20 protein-coding genes and 1 tRNA gene are annotated in these 18,129 nt (G+C 58.9%); 8 read left to right on the plus strand and 13 right to left on the minus strand.

Going from position 1 to position 18,129, the window contains the following annotated elements:
- Positions 1–7 precede the first annotated feature (7 nt).
- The 3 genes from ACSV9I_RS02510 to ACSV9I_RS02520 form a co-directional block, all read right to left on the minus strand.
- Complete coding sequence (locus ACSV9I_RS02510) at positions 8–142, minus strand: hypothetical protein (protein WP_306765482.1); 135 nt, start codon at positions 140–142, stop codon at positions 8–10.
- A 63-nt stretch (positions 143–205) separates the two neighbouring features.
- Positions 206–358 carry a hypothetical protein gene (locus ACSV9I_RS02515; RefSeq protein ID WP_156318561.1) on the minus strand — a complete coding sequence of 51 codons (153 nt, stop codon included), beginning with the start codon at positions 356–358 and terminating at the stop codon, positions 206–208.
- A gap of 85 nt (positions 359–443) precedes the next feature.
- Complete coding sequence (locus ACSV9I_RS02520; RefSeq protein WP_156318560.1) at positions 444–599, minus strand: hypothetical protein; 156 nt, start codon at positions 597–599, stop codon at positions 444–446.
- Positions 600–798: 199 nt separating this feature from the next.
- On the opposite strand from ACSV9I_RS02520, the gene coaD reads away from it, so the two are divergent.
- From coaD to tgt, 5 genes are all read left to right on the plus strand, one after another.
- On the plus strand, positions 799–1,293 hold the full coding sequence (gene coaD, locus ACSV9I_RS02525) for a pantetheine-phosphate adenylyltransferase (protein ID WP_438326978.1): 495 nt from the start codon (positions 799–801) through the stop codon (positions 1,291–1,293).
- Between the two features lie 25 nt (positions 1,294–1,318).
- Entirely contained in the window at positions 1,319–1,888 is a 570-nt protein-coding gene (locus tag ACSV9I_RS02530) for a peptidylprolyl isomerase (protein WP_438326981.1), read from the plus strand.
- A gap of 40 nt (positions 1,889–1,928) precedes the next feature.
- Positions 1,929–2,438: a peptidylprolyl isomerase gene (locus ACSV9I_RS02535; RefSeq protein WP_438326983.1), complete on the plus strand. Its 510-nt coding sequence runs from the start codon at positions 1,929–1,931 to the stop codon at positions 2,436–2,438.
- A gap of 94 nt (positions 2,439–2,532) precedes the next feature.
- Entirely contained in the window at positions 2,533–3,627 is a 1,095-nt protein-coding gene (queA, locus tag ACSV9I_RS02540; protein ID WP_438326986.1) for a tRNA preQ1(34) S-adenosylmethionine ribosyltransferase-isomerase QueA, read from the plus strand.
- A gap of 3 nt (positions 3,628–3,630) precedes the next feature.
- Positions 3,631–4,761 carry a tRNA guanosine(34) transglycosylase Tgt gene (gene tgt / locus ACSV9I_RS02545; protein ID WP_054158582.1) on the plus strand — a complete coding sequence of 377 codons (1,131 nt, stop codon included), beginning with the start codon at positions 3,631–3,633 and terminating at the stop codon, positions 4,759–4,761.
- A gap of 57 nt (positions 4,762–4,818) precedes the next feature.
- Here tgt and ACSV9I_RS02550 read toward each other — a convergent pair whose 3' ends face one another.
- Positions 4,819–5,394 (minus strand): DUF4864 domain-containing protein, encoded by a 576-nt coding sequence (locus ACSV9I_RS02550; RefSeq protein ID WP_438326990.1) that lies wholly within the window; start codon positions 5,392–5,394, stop codon positions 4,819–4,821.
- Positions 5,395–5,512: 118 nt separating this feature from the next.
- Between ACSV9I_RS02550 and ACSV9I_RS02555 the strand changes: the two genes are divergently transcribed.
- Positions 5,513–6,268, plus strand: coding sequence for a metallophosphoesterase (locus tag ACSV9I_RS02555; RefSeq protein WP_438326993.1), 756 nt, complete (start codon positions 5,513–5,515; stop codon positions 6,266–6,268).
- 39 nt (positions 6,269–6,307) lie between these two features.
- On the opposite strand, the gene ACSV9I_RS02560 is transcribed toward ACSV9I_RS02555, so the two are convergent.
- From ACSV9I_RS02560 to ACSV9I_RS02595, 8 genes are all read right to left on the minus strand, one after another.
- The gene (locus ACSV9I_RS02560) at positions 6,308–7,687 is read right to left on the minus strand and encodes a phophatidylserine decarboxylase associated domain-containing protein (RefSeq protein ID WP_438326996.1); all 1,380 of its coding nucleotides are present in this window, start codon (positions 7,685–7,687) and stop codon (positions 6,308–6,310) included.
- Between the two features lie 701 nt (positions 7,688–8,388).
- Positions 8,389–9,207, minus strand: coding sequence for an MBL fold metallo-hydrolase (locus ACSV9I_RS02565; RefSeq protein ID WP_438326998.1), 819 nt, complete (start codon positions 9,205–9,207; stop codon positions 8,389–8,391).
- Between the two features lie 11 nt (positions 9,208–9,218).
- The gene (locus ACSV9I_RS02570; protein WP_438327001.1) at positions 9,219–10,004 is read right to left on the minus strand and encodes a TatD family hydrolase; all 786 of its coding nucleotides are present in this window, start codon (positions 10,002–10,004) and stop codon (positions 9,219–9,221) included.
- Between the two features lie 4 nt (positions 10,005–10,008).
- On the minus strand, positions 10,009–11,562 hold the full coding sequence (gene metG, locus ACSV9I_RS02575; RefSeq protein WP_438327004.1) for a methionine--tRNA ligase: 1,554 nt from the start codon (positions 11,560–11,562) through the stop codon (positions 10,009–10,011).
- A 183-nt stretch (positions 11,563–11,745) separates the two neighbouring features.
- Positions 11,746–12,771 carry a DNA polymerase III subunit delta' gene (locus tag ACSV9I_RS02580; RefSeq protein WP_438327006.1) on the minus strand — a complete coding sequence of 342 codons (1,026 nt, stop codon included), beginning with the start codon at positions 12,769–12,771 and terminating at the stop codon, positions 11,746–11,748.
- On the minus strand, positions 12,768–13,478 hold the full coding sequence (gene tmk / locus ACSV9I_RS02585) for a dTMP kinase (RefSeq protein WP_054158574.1): 711 nt from the start codon (positions 13,476–13,478) through the stop codon (positions 12,768–12,770). The genes ACSV9I_RS02580 and tmk overlap by 4 nt, the downstream gene beginning before the upstream one ends.
- Positions 13,479–13,643: 165 nt before the next feature.
- The gene (locus tag ACSV9I_RS02590) at positions 13,644–14,816 is read right to left on the minus strand and encodes a D-alanyl-D-alanine carboxypeptidase family protein (protein ID WP_438327009.1); all 1,173 of its coding nucleotides are present in this window, start codon (positions 14,814–14,816) and stop codon (positions 13,644–13,646) included.
- Between the two features lie 80 nt (positions 14,817–14,896).
- Positions 14,897–15,937, minus strand: a complete 1,041-nt coding sequence (locus ACSV9I_RS02595; RefSeq protein WP_438327012.1) for a septal ring lytic transglycosylase RlpA family protein — start codon at positions 15,935–15,937, stop codon at positions 14,897–14,899.
- 245 nt (positions 15,938–16,182) lie between these two features.
- Between ACSV9I_RS02595 and ACSV9I_RS02600 the strand changes: the two genes are divergently transcribed.
- Together ACSV9I_RS02600 and ACSV9I_RS02605 are read left to right on the plus strand one after the other, a co-directional pair.
- Positions 16,183–16,272, plus strand: a tRNA-Ser gene (locus ACSV9I_RS02600).
- A 181-nt stretch (positions 16,273–16,453) separates the two neighbouring features.
- Positions 16,454–16,579, plus strand: coding sequence for a hypothetical protein (locus tag ACSV9I_RS02605; protein WP_306765481.1), 126 nt, complete (start codon positions 16,454–16,456; stop codon positions 16,577–16,579).
- A 14-nt stretch (positions 16,580–16,593) separates the two neighbouring features.
- Here the strand turns inward: ACSV9I_RS02605 and ACSV9I_RS02610 are convergent, their stop codons facing one another.
- On the minus strand, positions 16,594–18,048 hold the full coding sequence (locus tag ACSV9I_RS02610) for a cobyric acid synthase (RefSeq protein WP_438327015.1): 1,455 nt from the start codon (positions 18,046–18,048) through the stop codon (positions 16,594–16,596).
- Positions 18,049–18,129 lie beyond the last annotated feature (81 nt).

Here is an 18,129-nt window from a genome sequence, read left to right on the forward strand (position 1 = left end):
TCGAGCCTTAGAACGCCCGTTGGCGTTCGACCATGGCTTTGAAATCCTCGTCTTCGCGCTTCAAAGCGGCGACCGTCGAGGCGACGGAAGCGACGAACATGCCGCTGATCAGAGCGGCGAGAACCGTGAGGGTGAGTATCATGGGTCTTTCCTTTCTTTTTCAGCGTGAACGTCAAATTCAGTAGAGAAGCTGCCGGCCTTGAGATCAGTGCCCGAAGCTGTGGTAACGGGCCGTCATCGGCGGGCCGTTGAACTTGCCGTTTGTGCTGTCTTTCACGTAAAAGGTTGCCGAAGTCGCAACCATGGCAGTCATCAGCATCACCCATACGAGGTTGATCATGGTAACTTTATCATGCATTGCTTTAGTCCTTGTGAATGCCGGCATTCGAACCGGTAAATGTCCATACGCCGAAATGGTTCCAGCGCAGCGTAAGATCAATCTATCAACGAGCGCCTGAAGTCGTCTTGAACGCGCCGTTCATCTGGCGTTCATCTTTGCGAACATCTTGGGCAGCTTCAGAAATCTCGCGAGCAACCATCAGGCCGAGTTCGACCAGAAGCGAAGCAGCGACGGCGGTTACGATCAGCAGTACCAGCATGGAAACGTCCTTTGCAGTCCGTTGGTTATGTCAATGCTGGCAACATAGAGGAGACGTCCTGAAGTCGCCTTGAACGCTGCGTTCATCTGGCATTCATGTGCTCTAACCGAGGCAATCCAGCGTCTTCGCAAAGGCAAGGCGCTTGCGGTTAGACGCGGTCCGTGACAAAAGGCGGTCGAAAAATATTGATCGGGCATTCATGACCAGCGCATTCTACCCCGGCTCCTTCGATCCGATGACAAACGGGCACTTGGACGTCCTCGTCCAGGCGCTGAATGTCGTCGACAAGGTGGTCGTGGCAATTGGCGTGCATCCCGGCAAGGCGCCGCTTTTCACCTTTGATGAGCGCGCTGATCTGATCCGCCGTTCACTTGCTGCCGTTTTGCCCAGACGGGCAGGGGATGTCGAGGTCGTTTCCTTCGCCGACCTTGCGGTTGATGCTGCGCGCCGCCACGGCGCCCGCGTCATGGTCCGCGGCCTGCGCGACGGCACGGATTTCGACTATGAAATGCAGCTTGCCGGCATGAATGCAACAATGGCACCTGAGTTGCAGACCATCTTCCTGCCGGCGAGCACGCTCTCTCGGCCCATAACCGCCACATTGGTCCGCCAGATCGCCGGCATTGGTGGTGATGTCAGTGCCTTCGTTCCCGGACCCGTGCTCGCCGCCCTGAATTCCAAATACGGGCGCTGAGCCCCCGATCAGAACCGGAGTGACCATGAAGCTTGCCCATATCGCAACCGCCTTCCTCCTTGCCGTCGCAGCCTTCGGGCCTGCCAAGGCGCAGTCGAATGACGATTTCCTTACCATCCAGCTGAAGGATGGCCCGGTCGTCATCCAGCTCATGCCTGAGATCGCACCCAAGCATGTCGCGCAGATCAAGGAACTTGCCTCCAAGGGCGAATACGACAATGTCGCCTTCCACCGTGTTATCGATGGCTTCATGGCTCAGACCGGCGACGTCGAATTCGGTGACATGGAGAATGGATTCGACGCAGCGCGTGCCGGTACCGGCGGTTCCAGCCTCGGCGATCTGCCTGCTGAATTCTCGAACACCCCGTTCGAACGCGGCACGATCGGCATGGCGCGCAGCCAGGATCCGAATTCGGCCAACTCGCAGTTCTTCATCATGTTCGCCGAGGGTAGCTTCCTGAACGGCCAGTACACGGTTGTTGGCAAGGTCGTCGCCGGCATGGATCATGTCGACAAGATCAAGCGTGGCGAAGGTGGCAATGGCGAAGTCACCGATCCGGACCGCATGATCAAGGTTACTGTCGGCCGCAACTGATATCTACTGGGCCCGAGGGCCCCAACCAAGGAGAAACACCATGGCCGAGATCAAGGATCCGGAAAACACCATCCTGATGGAAACCACCAAGGGCAAGGTTGTCATCGCTCTTTTCCCGGATCTGGCCCCTGGCCATGTAGCCCGGATCAAGGAACTGTCGCGCGAAGGCGCTTATGACGGCGTCGTGTTCCATCGCGTCATTCCCGACTTCATGGCCCAGACGGGCGACGTCAAGTTCGGCAAGAAGGGTGGCGCCGACTTCAACCCAGGCCGCGCCGGCATGGGCGGTTCGGAAAAGCCTGACCTCAAGGCTGAATTCTCGGCAACGCCGCATGTACGTGGCACGTGCTCCATGGCCCGTTCGCAGAACCCGAACTCGGCCAATTCGCAGTTCTTCATCTGCTTCACCGATGCGCCTTGGCTCAACAAGCAGTACTCCGTCTGGGGTCAGGTCATCGAAGGCATGGATGTGATTGATCAGATCAAGAAGGGCGAACCGGTCAGCGATCCGGATTCGATCCTCTCGATGAAGGTTGCTGCCGACGCCTGATCGGCTTAAGGCACACCAAGCCCGCCTCGGTGCTGAGCACCCGGGCGGGTTTTCGCGTTCTGATGAACGCCAGCATAAAAGCGAACTGACGACGATGCGTGTAGACCTTTTCGATTTTAATCTGCCGGACGAGAATATTGCGCTCAGGCCCGCAAGCCCGCGGGATCATGCGCGCTTTCTGGTGGTCCGACCGGATGCAGAGCACATGCTCGAAGATCGTCAGGTCTTTGATTTACCATCGTTCCTGAAGCCCGGGGACGCGTTGGTCTTCAACGACACCAAGGTCATTCCGGCCCAACTCGAGGGCATTCGTCACCGGGACGGCGCCGAGGAAATCGCTGTCTCCTGCACGCTCCATATGCGCGTCGGCGCCTCCAGATGGAAGGCCTTTGCCAAGCCTGGCAAACGCATCAAGCAGGGCGACCGGATCGATTTCGGCAAAGGGCAGGGCGATAGCGCTGCCTGTCTCGCCGGGGCACTGGTGGCAACCGTCGCCGAAAAAGGCGAAGCCGGCGAAATCGACCTGGCCTTTGATCTCTCGGGACCTGATCTCGACCAGGCGATCGCCACTGTCGGCCACATTCCCCTTCCGCCCTATATCGCCGCCAAGCGGCCCGAAGACGGACAAGACCGCAACGACTACCAGACCATCTATGCCCGCGAAGAGGGCGCCGTTGCGGCACCCACCGCCGGCCTGCATTTCACGCACGATCTCTTCGCGAAACTCGAAGCCGCCGGCATCGAGCGCCATTTCGTCACGCTGCATGTCGGCGCCGGTACGTTTCTGCCCGTGAAGGCTGACGATACTGCCGAACACAAGATGCACGAGGAAATCGGTTATATCGACGCGACAACGGGCGCAGCCCTTAACGCCGTTCGCGCGCGCGGCAACCGCATCATCGCTGTCGGCACCACCTCGCTACGCCTGCTAGAAAGCGCTGCCGAAGACAATGGCCACATCCCCGCCTGGTCGGGTGCGACCGGCATCTTCATCACGCCCGGCTATCGCTTCAAGGCGGTGGACATGCTGATGACCAATTTCCACCTGCCCAAATCCACGCTCTTCATGCTGGTTTCCGCCTTTGCCGGCCTCGACACGATGCGCGACGCTTACGCTCACGCCATCGAGACCGGCTACCGCTTCTATTCCTATGGCGATTCCAGCCTGCTCTTCCGGAAAGACAACTGACCGATGACCGAGAATTTCACATTCAATCTGAAGGCCACCAGCGGCAAGGCCCGCCTTGGCGAGATCACCATGCCGCGCGGCACGATCCGAACGCCTGCCTTCATGCCAGTCGGTACGGTCGGCACCGTCAAGGCCATGTATCTCGACCAGGTCAAGGAAGGCGGCGCGGACATCATCCTCGGCAATACCTATCACCTGATGTTGCGCCCCGGCCCGGAACGTGTCGCCCGCCTCGGCGGTCTGCATGAGCTGATCCGCTGGCCCGGCCCGATCCTGACGGATTCCGGCGGTTTCCAGGTCATGTCGCTGTCGGGCCTGCGCAAGCTCGACGAGCAGGGCGTGACCTTCAAGAGCCATGTCGACGGTTCTCTCCATCACATGTCGCCGGAACGCTCGATCGAGATCCAGGGCCTGCTCGACAGTGACATCCAGATGCAGCTCGACGAATGTGTGGCGCTGCCCAACGAGCCGCGCGAGATCGAACGCGCCATGGAATTGTCACTGCGCTGGGCCGAGCGTTGCCGCGTCGCCTTCGGCAATCAGCCCGGCAAGGCCATGTTTGGTATCGTCCAGGGCGGAGACCAGCCGGCTTTGCGCATCCGTTCGGCGGAAGGCCTGAAGCAGTTGGACCTCAAGGGTTATTCGATCGGCGGTCTGGCCGTTGGCGAACCCCAGTCCGTCATGCTCGACATGCTGCGCATTACGCTGCCGGTTCTGCCCACCGAAAAGCCGCGCTATCTGATGGGCGTCGGCACGCCCGACGATATGCTGAAATCGGTTGCGGAGGGCATCGACATGTTCGACTGCGTCATGCCGACCCGCTCCGGACGCCATGGTCTCGCTTTTACCCGCCGCGGCAAGGTCAATATCCGCAATGCCCGCCATGCAGAAGACATGCGCCCGCTCGACGAGCAGTCGTCCTGCCCGGCGACCCGCGACTATTCGCGCGCCTATCTGCATCACCTCGTGCGCTCCAATGAGGCACTCGGCGGCATGCTGCTCTCCTGGAACAACCTCAGCTACTATCAGGAATTGATGCAGGGCATCCGTCAGGCGATCGCCGAAGATCGCTTCGAAGATTTCAAGGCCGAGACCATCGAGATGTGGGCGCGCGGCGACATAGACCCGGTCTAATCGATCGGCCGAAGGGCAGGGATCGGGCAGGGCATCGGCGTCTGGCAGGTGACTTTGTCAGATGCCCTGACTCGATGTTTCGCGTTTCATCCGAACACCATTGATGGCAAAGCTGCCATCTTGCTGCTTCTTCAGCTCATAATATACGGCCCAGTCTTTTCCATCGGGGGCTGAAATCAGCACCTCCTGGAAGGCCACTGTGCCATCTTTCGAAATCTGGTTTCTCCCGAAGGCATAGTTTCCGGGTCTGTAGACTGGAGCATAGGTCTTTTTGACCATGTCGAAGAAGCGCTCTGCATTCGGAAACACTGATTTGATTTCGGGGGAGGCCAGAGAATAGGCCGCCTTCGCATCGTCATTCAGGAAAGCGTTGATCTGCTGGGCGATGATATTTTGGGCAAGGCCTGCCACCTCATCTTTCCCATCCTGGCTTGCCGCCGGAGAGCCGAAAAGGCCAGCCGTGATTAAAAGGGCAATTCCAATCTGCCTGCGCATCTTCAACCCCCCGTAATTCAGAACATCCGAAATAAAAGAATAGGACGATTCCCGTGTTCGAAAAGGCCCCTTCGTGCATTGTTGTCCGACATCGCGATTTCGTGACCAAATTCCGATGGATTCCGGGTTCTCTGGCAAGTCGCATGATCACGGTTCATGATCGCGATGGTATCGATTTCCCAGCTGGCTGTACGGGCGTTGGCAAACCCTATATGGCATGGTCATGATCGTCATAGCCTTACGGATCCCCTGAAACATGCGTCTCTTCCTCGGATCCGATTTCCATGTTGACTACAGGGAGAACCTCGACTGGTTGCGGGGCCTGTCCCGCAGCGACTTTACCGATGATGTGCTTGTGATTGCCGGTGACCTGTCGGACGAGATTGATCTCGTCAAAGCCTGCTTTGATGCCCTATCGATGCGATACCGCAGGCTTCTCTTTTTGCCGGGAAATCACGATCTCTGGACCTCAAGAAGCGGGCGAGGGTCGTCCTTCGAGAAATTCGAGCAATTGCAGACGCTATGCCACGACTACGGGATCGAGACGGGCTCGATGGCCATAGGTTCGAGCCTGATTGTGCCAATACTTGGCTGGTATGATTATTCCTTCGGCGAGCCAGGACCGACCATCCGGCGCGGCTGGATGGACTTCTACAAGTGCAACTGGGAAGGCCTTCAGCCGGCGCAGGTTGCCGAACGCTTCGACGCCTTGAATATGTTGCCGGATACTGTCGGATTCGACAGGGTTTACAGCGTTTCGCACTTCGTGCCGCGGCTCGATCTAATGCCGGCACGCTATCCGGAAAAGCACAAGGCGCTGTTTCCCGTGCTCGGCACCGACCGGATTGAGGCCCGCATTCGCGCACTCGGCTCCTCCATGCATTTCTATGGGCACAGCCACCTGAACCGCAACAAGGTGCTGGACGGCGTCACCTATATCAACAATGCCTTCGGTTATCCGTCAGAGACCGAAATTTCGGCCAAGACCATCCTGCATGTAGCCGATCTCTGAATCCCCGATGATTCAGGGGCTGGAATCCGCAGCCTTCTCCTAGCTGACTACAGCGATCCGCGTATTGACCCGCATATTCGTGGCGTTGATATTGGGTTGCTGGCCGTAGAAATCGAAGTTTAGATTCACGCCGGGTCGGAAGACGAGGCAATGGGTCGATCCGCCAAAGTGGAACATCCCGATCTGGTCGCCCTTGTTGATATGCTGACCGGGCTTCACCGTGACTTCACAGCTGGACACCTCCGCCATGCCAATGGCCACAACGCACATCAGACCGATCTTCGGATTGTCTGCCTGGATGAACATCACGGCCCGCGTCGCGACGGAGGATAGGAAGGGCTGCGACTGATTGGGAGCACTCGGATCTGCCCCAGCGGGATTGACGAAGCCCTGATACAGATTCTCCAGGTAATAGCTGCCCGGTGCCACAAATGATCGCACAAGTGTGCCCGAGACAGGGCTGTGCCAGCGGTGAAAGCTCAAAGCACTGAGAAAGGCCTGATAGACCGTGCCGCCGGTAAACTGAGGGGCAAACGGGTCGTTGGCCATCATGTCGGCCAGGGAGTAGGGCTGGCCTTTCAGCCAGAACTGATCGTGCGCCTGAGCATTCGTGACCACCTGCAAAGGCGCGGATTCGCAGGCATTCACAATGACGCTGTCGTCGGATGGCGCAGAAATTGGCCGTACCCCGGCCTTGAAGGTCCGGGTGAAGAACTCATCCCAGGAGCCGAACCCGTAGCTTGGCTGCGACGGATCGCAATTGAAGATCTGAGCAAAGCTTGCCGGTGTCGGATTGGGCCCATCACCCAGCGCCTGCTGCGCCACTGCTACCATCTCCGATTGGGCCTGGGCGCCAAGCCACGGCAGGGCTATCGTCGTCGGGCTTACCTTGCGTGGTGTTTCTGTCAGCACGTAGGTCGAAGCCGCAGATGTCAGGAAACGCGACCAGTAGATGAGGATGGCGCGGAAGCGCTCGTTGACCATGGTGTCGGAGAAGAACGTGTAACCGAATTCCGTCGCCATTGGCCAGTTGAGCAGAGCATTGATCGGGAAGCCGATAAGGCCTGCCGGCTCAAGGGCCGGATAGGTTTGATAGGCTTCCGGCGCCATTTGCATGATGACATTCAGCAACAGCAGAAACTCGTTGAAGTCGATGACGGATGGCTGACCGAGCGGTGTGGTGGGGCAGCGTTTGAGGGCATCGGCAAACATCGCCTCTGCCTGCGCATTGAGATAGGGAACAGAAGTGACCAAAGTCCGCAATGCAGCAATCGGCGGCGCTTCAGCAAGATTGCGCGTGGCGGCTTCTGCCCGCAGCCAGGCAATCCATCCAGCAACGACGGCCGGGTCCTTCGGATGCCAACCGCCGCCACTGGACTGGTTGAAACGCATGGGCATATCCGCTGGCGACTGCGACATGACAAACTCCGTGATCGTTTTGGTATAAAACTATACGTTGTGAGTTTAGGGCAGCATATCGTGACGCGCATCCCTGGAAGCTTAGGGGCCGGTCTCGGATCAAACGGTCACATCTGGGTGGACCTTGCGACAAGCGATCCGCAGACTTGGTCCCGAACGTTACGCGTGTCTGGTGCTGGTCGTGGTCATGAAGGCAGAGGAAAGGGCAGGTCGCACTTCATCCTTGAACCCACCCGACCCCACATGGGGATCGCATAAGATAGATTATGGAACAATTGGATGTGCAATGTTTAGAGGCGAAGCGCTTTTATGGGTTTATGGACCGCCTCCACTTGCCTTCGTAAAAGGCTCAAAGACCCGCCATATCGGTCTGATCTAGGTCTTTATGGACGATCATTCCAGCGTCGATCCGGCGTGGCGCGTTGGTTGATCGAGGCTGCTCTTGCGTCTCCAAATAATGCCTATCAGACGGGTCTGATGCCGGTTCTGCGATGCCTGGCTCCTGCGTGTTGAGGCAACAACATATCGGCGATCCGGCTCTGGCAAACATCGGGTTTCACATCCTGGGCACTGGAAAGCAGACATTTGCGATCAAGCATGACCGAGGCCTGCTTTTACGAGGAGATCCATATGCGTCTTAAGATCAAACCAACCTGTCTCTCAAGCCTGAATGACGAACCGCGATCAAAGTTTGAAGTTTATCAAATATCCATCTGAAATTCTTGAATAAACTGATCGTAACCGGGCTCCACGTGCGCGGGCGTTTCGGCCATTACGGTCTCATAGTCCAGCGGCGTATGCATGTGGGTCAGTACCGCGTGTTGCGGTGCCAGTCGGGCGATCCAGTCGAGCGCCTGTTCCAGCGAAAGGTGGCTCGGATGTGGCCTGTATTGCAGGGCATCGATGTAAAGGAGATCAAGCCCGCCCAGCTTTGCCACCGTCTCCGGCGGGAAGTCAGACACATCGCAGCAATAGGCGACGTTGCCGACCCGGATCCCGATGGAAACGATATCGCCGTGCTGTTGCTTCAACGGTAGAAGCGAGAGCGGTCCGCCCGCGCCCGCGATGACGATCGGCTGGTCGAGATCCTCGATGATCCGGGGTTCGACGATGGGCGGATAGTTGCTGCCGGGCGGCGTTTTCACACAATAGCCGAAACCTTCCTCTATGCGACCCATCGTGAATGGTTCGGCATGGATCGGGATGCGTTCGTGCTGGGTGTGAAAATAGCCGCGAAGATCATCAATGCCGTGCAGATGGTCGGCATGGGCATGGCTGTAGATCACCGCATCAATACGGCCAACCTTGGCGCGGATCATCTGCTCGCGGAAATCCGGGCCGGTATCGACAACCACTGTCGTTTTCCCGCCATCCGCGCCGATTTGTTCGATCAGGAAGGAAGCACGTGTCCGCCGGTTCTTCGGGTTGTTTGGATCGCAATTTCCCCAGTCACCATTAATTCTGGGAACGCCCGGAGACGACGAGCAGCCGAGCAGCGTAAACCGGCGCGTGACCTTCATCAGAGCCCCCCTTATGCCAACCTTGGCATTTTCGAGAAGCAACGGAAGGCGTTTTCCGTGGTGATATCGGCCATCTCAGCGTAGCTCACGCCTTTGACCTCGGCCAGAACCTCGGCCGTGTTGACCACATAAGAAGGCTCGTTGCGTTTTCCACGCCAGCGTTTCGGCGCCAGGTACGGCGCATCGGTCTCAACCAACAGCCGGTCGAGTGGCACGGTCCTGGCAATCGCGCGAAGCTCCTCCGATTTCGGGAAGGTTACGATGCCTGAGAAGGAGATGTAACCGCCAAGTGCAACGCCGGTATCGGCGAGTGCCTGGCCAGACGAAAAGCAATGCAGGATGAAGGGAAAGGTACCCTTCCCTGTCTCCTCTGTCAGGATTGCCGCCATGTTCTCATCGGCGCTCCGGCTGTGGATGACGAGCGGCAGCCCCGTACGCCGTGCCGCTTCGATATGGCGGATGAGGCCGGTCTTCTGGTCCTCGGGCTTCTGCGTGTCGTAAAAATAGTCTAGCCCGGCCTCGCCGATCGCCACGATCTTGTCGTGGCTTTCCGCCAGCCGCACCAATTCGTCTGCCGTTACATCCAGCTCGTCGCCGGCATTGTTCGGATGCGTACCAACAGAGCAGAAGACGCTCGGATAACGTTCGGTCAGCGCCAGGAGAGTGTCGAGCTTACGGACTCGCGTGGAAATGGTCACCATCTGCTTCACGCCGGCCTGATGCGCCCGCGTGACGAGTTCGTCGCGCTCGCTGTCAAAATCGGCAAAGTCGAGATGGCAATGCGTATCAATCAGCATCGGTTCAGGCCTTGGCCGCGTCCGGCGCGACGTAACGCGGATAGACCGGCGATGGAGCCGGCAGTTCGGAGCCCGGCGTCAGACGACCGACAACACCAAGTTTCGCAAACACCCGATCGTGTTCGGCCACCGCCACGAGATCGAGGATCTTTGCCGAGGATGCCGGCATGATCGGCTGGAACAGGATCGCGATCTGGCGCACCACTTCCGCCGTCACATAGAGCACGGTTCCCATGCGCGCCTCGTCGGTCTTCTTCAAGACCCACGGCGCCTGGGCCGCAAAATAACGGTCGGCTTCGTTGACGATATTGATGATGGCGGCGACCGCCTTGTGGATCTGCTGCTTGCCCATCTCTTCGCGGCAGATTGCAATGGCGTCATCCGCCACCTTCAGGATCGCCTCGTCCTCCGGAGAAAGCGGACCCGGTGTCGGCACCCTGCCCTCGCAGTTCTTGTTGATCATCGAAAGCGAACGTGACGCAAGATTGCCGATGCCGTTTGCGAGGTCGGCATTGATGCGGGTTGCGATCCCCTCTTCCGAATAGCTGCCATCCTGGCCAAAGGAAACTTCCCGCAGGAAGAAATAGCGCACCTGATCGAGGCCGAAATGACCAACGAGATCAACGGGATCGACGACATTACCGACCGACTTCGACATCTTTTCGCCCTTGTTGAGCAGGAAGCCATGGGCAAAGACGCGTTTCGGTAACGGCAGGCCTGCCGACATCAGGAAAGCCGGCCAGTAGACGGCATGGAAGCGGATGATGTCCTTACCGATGATATGCACGTCCGCCGGCCAGTATTTGGCGCGCGGGCCGTTTTCGTCTTCGACATAACCCGTCGCGGTGATGTAGTTGGTCAGCGCATCAACCCAGACATACATCACATGCTTGTCGTCGCCGGGCACCTTGATGCCCCAGTCGAAGGTGGTCCGGGAGATGGAGAGATCCTTCAGCCCCGATTTGACGAAGGAGATCACCTCGTTGCGGCGCTCGTTCGGGCCGATGAAATCCGGCTGGTCCTCGTAGAGTTTCAAGAGCTTGTCTTCATAGGCCGAGAGCTTGAAGAAATAGCTTTCCTCTTCCACCCATTCGACCGGCGTGCCTTGCGGTCCGTAACGCACGCCGTCCGCCCGCAACTCGGTCTCTTCTTCCTGGTAGAAGGCTTCGTCACGCACGGAATACCAACCGGCATAACCGCCCTTGTAGATGTCGCCGTTCTTTTCCATGCGGCGCCAGACTTCCTGCACCGTCTGGTGATGGCGCTGCTCGGTCGTGCGGATGAAGTCGTCGTTCGAGGCGTTGAGCAACTGGCCCATGTCGCGGAAGGCGTTTGAGTTACGCTCAGCCAGCGCTTCCGGCGAAATCCCTTCGGCGCGCGCCGTCTGCTGCATCTTCTGCCCATGCTCGTCCGTGCCGGTCAGGAAGAACACGTCGCGGCCGTCGAGCCGCTGGAACCGCGCCATGGCGTCCGTCGCGATCAGCTCATAGGCATGGCCGATATGCGGCTTGCCGTTCGGATAGGAGATGGCAGTGGTGATGTAGTAGGGATCGCTCATGGCTTCTTATTGTCTTTTCGTCGGTTGCGATATCAGCGGCCGGATGATGGCCGCAAACGGGCCAAGCACGCACGGCAAAATCAAATGGGGTGGAACGCTCATAGAGCATTCCGGTGCCTTTAGGAATATTGTTTTGCTGCAATGCCGCGCAAGTCTGCGCGTTTCAGACAGGGTGCAAAGGTATCAGCGGGTCACAGCCGCCAGTACGTCGAGGATGGTCTGCTTGCGGTCGAGATTGTAGGCAGCAGCGACCGTCAGCTGCTCGCCAATGGTTGATGTCAGCCGCGCATAGTGGTCGGCTCCCGTGAGGTCACCGGACAGCGCCAGCCGGCGGGCGGTTTCGGCGAGGTGGTCACCGAGATGCTCGATGAAGAAGCCATGGGCCACATCGCTGTCCTTGGCAGAGAGCGCATCGGCGATCTTGAACATCATCTTGCGCTGGGTCGGACCACTTGCGCCGAGCATGGCCTCAAAGGCCTCAAGAATCTCGGCGCCACCATAGTTTACCAGCTTCAGCGCACGCGCCACGCTGCCCTTTGCCAGTGAGAGGACCTGGTCGCGTCTGTCTGCGGGGATGGTGAGGCCCAAGCCGCCCAGTGCCTGATCCATGGCGGTTGGCGACAGTTCGTGCAGCCGGAGCGGCAGACAGCGTGAGCGGATTGTCGGGAGCAACTTGCCCGGGGCATGGGACAGAACGAGGAACATCGCCCGCTTCGGCGGTTCCTCCAGGATTTTCAAAATGGCATTCGCGGCATTGCGATTGAGGTCGTCCGCCGGATCGATGATAACGATCCGCCAATTGCCGGTCCCTGATGTCTGGGCGAAGAAGTGTCCGGCCTTGCGGACTTCATCCACCGTGATCGCACTCTTCACCCGGCCCGTCTTCTCATCCACCGGTCGCGACAGATGCAGCAGATTGTGGCTTGCGCCGGAGGCAAGCTGGCGGCTTACCGGATGAGCAGGGTCCGGGTCGGCAATCGTGTCCGGTGCCAGAGATGGTTCCGGGTACCGCAGAATGTGGTTGGCGAAGCGGAAGGCAAGTGTCGCCTTGCCGATACCTTCCGGCCCCTCGATCAGGACGGCATGGTGACCCTTGCCAGAACGGTAGCTGCGGGCGAGAAAATCCTCTTGCTCGCGATGGCCAAAGAGATGTGTGTTGAGCACTGGCGCAATTGCGCCTTCGAGAACGCCTGCCCTCTCATCACTCATGAACGGCCTTCCCGTCCAGCTAAGCCGGTCTCTTCGCCCTTCAGCGATATCTTCCGCTGCGCCATCACAAGTGTGACTTCGGAGAGGATGTCGCGGGCGATCCGTTCAACGTCGAGCGTCGCATCGATGACGCGGCAGCGTTCGGGTTCCCGTGTGGCAATGTCGAGAAAGCCCTGGCGACGCATCTCGTGCACGTCGATGCGCTCCTTTTCGAACCGGTCGGGCGCACTGCCTTCAACAGTGGCATCTGCCCGGCGACGCGCGCGCAGGAGCCCGATCTCTGCCGGCAGATCGAGGACGAGGGTCAGGTCCGGCATCGTCGTGCCAATCGAGACGCGCTCGAGAGCCGCCATCAGAGGCGGCTCGAGATTGCCGGTGACGCCCTGATAAACACGGGAGGAATCAACAAATCTGTCACAGAGCACGATCTGGCCGAGCGCAAGCGCTGGCCGTATCACGCAGTCGAGGTGATCAGCACGGGCGGCAGCGAAAAGCAGCGCTTCCATGCGCACACCAAACGGTTCGGCAGCTCCCGATAGCAGTACATGTCGCAAGGCTTCCGCGCCCGGTGATCCGCCCGGTTCACGTGTGGTAACGACCTGAAAGCCCTTCAGGCGCAGGTTCTCGGCCAGCAGGTGGATCTGGGTCGATTTCCCAGCCCCCTCGCCTCCCTCGAAAGTCACGAACAATCCGCGTCCGTTCGACAATGCCTGCTCTCTTTCCGCCAGCAATGGACCCGTTGCAGTTCGACAGTCCAAGACACTTCGCCCGTCAGATCGAACTCACAACGCTCAAGGGCTGTAAACCAAGATGGGACGCAACGGAACCGCCGAACGTCGACGTCCCATGAAAATTCGAGGGGGATGACCGCCTCAAAGCCAGAAGAAAAGCGCTTCTATCAGGGCATCGACGGCGCGTTGCCGAAGCGTGCCGGGTTCGACAGACTGGGCGCTCTTTAGAGGCAACGATGTCAAGGGGCGCTCGCCAGACAGTACGTTGAGGGTGGCAATCTCCTGGCCTGCAGCGACCGGCGGCCGCAGTGGCCAGCGATAGACGATGCGCGCCTGCAGTCGGTCGGGGTTGTTGATTGGTACATAAACCTCAACCGGCTTGTCGGTCTGAAGCTGCACGGTCGATTGCGCGCCGCCATAGACGCTTGCATCACCGATCACTTCGCCGGCCTTAAAGAGCGTGCGCATCTCGAAACTGTCGAAACCCCAGTTCAGGAGGCGTGTCGCTTCTTCGGTCCGTTCCTTGTCGGTCGCGATGCCGGACAGGCCAAGAAAGAGCCGTCGACCATTGCGCTCCATCGAGGCGACGATGGCAAAGCCGCCGTCCTCGGAGAAGCCAGTTCCAAGACCGTCAGCACCCATGGTCAAGAGTGGATTGCGATTGCGCTGCAGGATTTTGTTCCATTCGAACTCCGGCAGGCGGTATGTCGCATAGAGGTCTGGATAGGTTGACTGGAGATGTCGGGCCAACTTGACCAGATCCACCAGCGTCGAGCGGTTTTCGGGATGCGGAAGACCGGTCGCATTGCCGAAGCGACTGTCGGACAGCCCCAGCTCAGCCGCCCGCCTGTTCATGCGCTCGACAAATTTCGCCTCTGAACCCGAAAGCCCCTCCGCGACAATCAGGCAGCCGTCATTGGCTGTCTGTACCGCAATCCCCTTCACGAGGTCTGCGACCGGCACCTGAGATTTCAATGCCGCAAACATGGTCGATGTCCGCGATGGCGCGCCACCGGTTCGCCAGGCGAACTCCGAGACAGGGTAGACCGTGTCCTCGCGGATTTCACCTTTGACCAGAGCGTCAAATACCACCTCCAGCGTCATCAGCTTCGCAAGTGATGCTGGCGCAAAGCTCTGTTTTTCATTCTTGGACAGAAGCACTGTGCCGGTCGAGGATTCCACCAGATAGACGCGGCTTGCCTTCGTTTCGATCAGTTGCTGCGGTTCGACGGAGAGCGCATATGCCGAATGTTGCGGCAAGCCCAACGGGGTCGACATGGCAAGCAGAAGGGCTAGGAGAATACGATGGTGCATGATCACTCTTCGGCTACGGAAAGCAGGCGGAAAAAAGGCCGCAGGCTCACCGAAGCCACCGCCCCGTCTCGCAAGGCGCATCAGCGGCTGTTGCTCAGCCGAATGCCGCCTTTTGCGACCGAAGAGAGAATCGAACGCTCAGTGAGAGCTTCATTGCGCACGAGAATGGCATCAAAGGCAAGATTGGCTGCGCCGCCGTTTTCTGCCGCATAGGCGGATGCAAATCCGGTACCGTCATAACCGGGAACGTAATGCGGCCGGGCAGTTGGGACCGGACCCCAGTCAGGGAGGGCTGCGAAAACCTCTGACCCCTCTGTTGCGGTGGGGGAAAGAATGGACTGTGCTGCCAGTTGCGCGTCGAGCGTTCCTGCCGTGCCGCCGCTTGGCGTGGTTCCTGCCAGTGCGGTACGAAGGCTCGGCGTCGGCATACGGGTGTCGTTCGATGCAACCATGACGCCCGTTGCGATCTGGCCGGCTGGATCGATGACCGGGCCGCGATTGCCCTTCTTGACATACGAGGCCATCAAATAGGGCATATCGTGACCATCCATGCGGGCTGGCCCGATATACTGGACGCGAACCTCGCCGGTGCCGCTATGGGCCATGTCAAGCATGTCGGCTGACTTGCGAGACAGGTCGATGATCCGGCCCTGATGAAATGGTCCGCGATCGTTGACCCGCACGATCACCGAACTGCCGGTGCTGACATTTGTGACACGGGCATAACTCGGCAAGGGCATGGTTGGATGGGCGGCCGACAGATGTTCTTTGTCGTAGAGCTCGCCATTGGCGGTCATCCGGCCATGAAAAGCATCGCCATACCAGGACGCGATGCCGACCTTGTCATAAGCCGGATTTTCCTTTGGCACGAAGGTCTTGCCCTTGACGACGTAGGGCTTGCCGACCAGATAGCGACCGCCGCCCTTGGGCACGGGACCGCTTGTGACCATGCGCGGACTCGCCTTTACGCCATAGACGGATTCGGCAAAGTATTCCTTCGAGCGCTTCGGCTTGTCGGCCGCCTGTTTGGTCGAGGTGCAGGAAGCTGTCATGGCGCAGAGCATGATGAGCCCGAGCCATTTGCCACCGGCGGCCAGCCGGCCGAAGCTTGAAGAATGCATGTGTCCCACTTCTGATCACATCGAACACGCGCACCACAGTACCCCACTGGTGGCGCGCGATCGAAAACGTTCGCGGGCCAAGAGGCCTGCCGAATATGACCAAATTGGGAAAGCCACAGTTTCTGAGGTCGCGATCTGATTTTATGGTTTGCCAAAGGTTAATCGCCGCACCCAGAAAAGCACTTGCCGGATGTGATAATCACACTTGCCAACCGCGCTCGACTTCAGCATAAACGCCAGCGTCCGGATGGGTGTCCGAGTGGTTTAAGGAACCGGTCTTGAAAACCGGCGTAGGTGAGAGCCTACCGTGGGTTCGAATCCCACCCCATCCGCCAAAATGCGCTTTCAGGTTGTAATTTATGTGTGTATGCGCGCCATGATTTCGCGGCGGCGCGGCAAATCTGTTGCATTTCGGTTCATTTCGCCAATCACTCTCAAATTTTACCGATAATTTTCAGCGGCTGGAACCGGTTTTGCCGCATTCTCGTTCAACATCCTTATTGCAGGAGCAATTAGATGAGATGGATATTCGTGGTGCTGATTGCCTCGGTGCTCAGCATTCTGGCTTTCAAATACGCCAACAATTCGCTGGGCGGCGGTGAGCTGATGGCGTCGCCGATGGATGCCAAGGCCGCCAGCTGAGGCTCAGCGTGTTTTCAGTCGAGGAAGCTGGCCAGCCATGAGGGTGATAGCCGCGCTTCCAGTTCTGATGCGACGTCGTCGAGTGCCTGATCGACCATCGCACGATAGTTTTGCGCTCCCCCCTCGATCCCGAAGCTTTCAAGCAGCTTTGCCCTGTATGCGTCGCTGGAAAATAGCCCGTGCAGATAGGTGCCAACGACCTTTCCGTCGGCTGACATTGCGCCATCGGGTCGATTTTCGATACTGACGGCTGGACGCACGCAATCGGGGCCGGAGGTGATGCCAAGGTGGATCTCATAGCCGCTGAGGGCCACGTCATATTCGAGAGAGCGTGCAGCACTGTTACGTACGGTTTTTTCCGAGGCCATTTCCGTCGCGATGTCGAGGAGGCCGAGCCCTTCCACGGAACGGGGGGCGCCCTCGAGCCCAAGCGGATCCGACACTGTCTTGCCGAGCATCTGATATCCACCACAAAGACCGATGACCCGCCCGCCCCGTCGAACATGCGCGGTGAGATCTGCATCCCACCCGAGGCTGCGAAATTCCAGAAGGTCGGCAATCGTCGATTTCGATCCCGGCAAGACCACGAGACCAGCATCGGCCGGAAGGCGCTCGCCTTCCCGCACATAGACGAGATCGATCTGCGGCTCGGCGGCGAGCGGATCGAGGTCGTCGAAATTGGCGATGCGTGACAATACTGGCACGGCAATCTTCAAAGCGCCACCAGTGGCCCGCACCAACCGCTCGAGCACGACCGAATCCTCGGCCGGGAGCCGTCCGGCCGATTTCAGCCAGGGCACGACGCCAAAGCACGGCCAACCAGTAAAGGCTTCGACCGCCTTCAGTCCGTCATCGAACAGGCTGACATCACCACGGAATTTGTTGATGATATAGCCGGCAATCTGCTGGCGATCCTCTTCCGGCAGGATCGTGTGCGTGCCGACCAGCGAAGCGATAACGCCGCCACGATCGATGTCGCCGACCAGCACGACCGGGACCTTGGCCCGCGTGGCAAAGCCCATATTGGCAATGTCACCGGCGCGCAGATTGATTTCGGCCGGCGAGCCGGCCCCTTCAACAATCACCAGATCGCGGCCTTCCGCGACGATTGCATAGCTTTCGAGCACCGCGGATAGAAGCTGCGGCTTCAGCCTCTGGTAGTCGCGCCCCTTGGCCTGCCCAAAGACACGGCCTTGCAGAATGATCTGGCTGCCGGTCTCGCTTTGCGGCTTCAAGAGCACGGGGTTCATGTGGACCGAGGACTTGGTGCGGGCGGCCAGCGCCTGCAACCATTGTGCCCGGCCAATCTCGCCCCCATCATCCGAGACGGCCGCGTTGTTCGACATGTTCTGCGGCTTGAAGGGGGCAACATTCAAGCCGCGATTGGACGCCAGACGGCAGAGGCCCGCGACCAGTATCGTCTTTCCGACATCCGATCCCGTTCCTTGTAACATTATGGCTTTTGTCATTCGTCGATGTCCTGTTCGCGCCGCCACGAAAATGCCCTAATAAGTACTGCCTCGCATGAGGATCCGTCGAGAGACTGGTCC

Origin of the sequence: Rhizobium sp. G187, from assembly GCF_051549525.1 — a bacterium.
In the GTDB taxonomy this organism is placed as follows: Bacteria; Pseudomonadota; Alphaproteobacteria; order Rhizobiales; family Rhizobiaceae; genus Allorhizobium.

Bases quoted from the DNA above. Each gene is read 5' to 3' on its own strand.
- ACSV9I_RS02510 (WP_306765482.1), bottom strand. From the start codon at position 142: ATGATACTCACCCTCACGGTTCTCGCCGCTCTGATCAGCGGCATGTTC.
- ACSV9I_RS02515 (WP_156318561.1), bottom strand. From the start codon at position 358: ATGCATGATAAAGTTACCATGATCAACCTCGTATGGGTGATGCTGATG.
- ACSV9I_RS02520 (WP_156318560.1), bottom strand. From the start codon at position 599: ATGCTGGTACTGCTGATCGTAACCGCCGTCGCTGCTTCGCTTCTGGTC.
- coaD (WP_438326978.1), top strand. From the start codon at position 799: ATGACCAGCGCATTCTACCCCGGCTCCTTCGATCCGATGACAAACGGG.
- ACSV9I_RS02530 (WP_438326981.1), top strand. From the start codon at position 1,319: ATGAAGCTTGCCCATATCGCAACCGCCTTCCTCCTTGCCGTCGCAGCC.
- ACSV9I_RS02535 (WP_438326983.1), top strand. From the start codon at position 1,929: ATGGCCGAGATCAAGGATCCGGAAAACACCATCCTGATGGAAACCACC.
- queA (WP_438326986.1), top strand. From the start codon at position 2,533: ATGCGTGTAGACCTTTTCGATTTTAATCTGCCGGACGAGAATATTGCG.
- tgt (WP_054158582.1), top strand. From the start codon at position 3,631: ATGACCGAGAATTTCACATTCAATCTGAAGGCCACCAGCGGCAAGGCC.
- ACSV9I_RS02555 (WP_438326993.1), top strand. From the start codon at position 5,513: ATGCGTCTCTTCCTCGGATCCGATTTCCATGTTGACTACAGGGAGAAC.
- ACSV9I_RS02560 (WP_438326996.1), bottom strand. From the start codon at position 7,687: ATGTCGCAGTCGCCAGCGGATATGCCCATGCGTTTCAACCAGTCCAGT.
- ACSV9I_RS02565 (WP_438326998.1), bottom strand. From the start codon at position 9,207: ATGAAGGTCACGCGCCGGTTTACGCTGCTCGGCTGCTCGTCGTCTCCG.
- ACSV9I_RS02570 (WP_438327001.1), bottom strand. From the start codon at position 10,004: ATGCTGATTGATACGCATTGCCATCTCGACTTTGCCGATTTTGACAGC.
- metG (WP_438327004.1), bottom strand. From the start codon at position 11,562: ATGAGCGATCCCTACTACATCACCACTGCCATCTCCTATCCGAACGGC.
- ACSV9I_RS02580 (WP_438327006.1), bottom strand. From the start codon at position 12,771: ATGAGTGATGAGAGGGCAGGCGTTCTCGAAGGCGCAATTGCGCCAGTG.
- ACSV9I_RS02590 (WP_438327009.1), bottom strand. From the start codon at position 14,816: ATGCACCATCGTATTCTCCTAGCCCTTCTGCTTGCCATGTCGACCCCG.
- ACSV9I_RS02595 (WP_438327012.1), bottom strand. From the start codon at position 15,937: ATGCATTCTTCAAGCTTCGGCCGGCTGGCCGCCGGTGGCAAATGGCTC.
- ACSV9I_RS02605 (WP_306765481.1), top strand. From the start codon at position 16,454: ATGAGATGGATATTCGTGGTGCTGATTGCCTCGGTGCTCAGCATTCTG.
- ACSV9I_RS02610 (WP_438327015.1), bottom strand. From the start codon at position 18,048: ATGACAAAAGCCATAATGTTACAAGGAACGGGATCGGATGTCGGAAAG.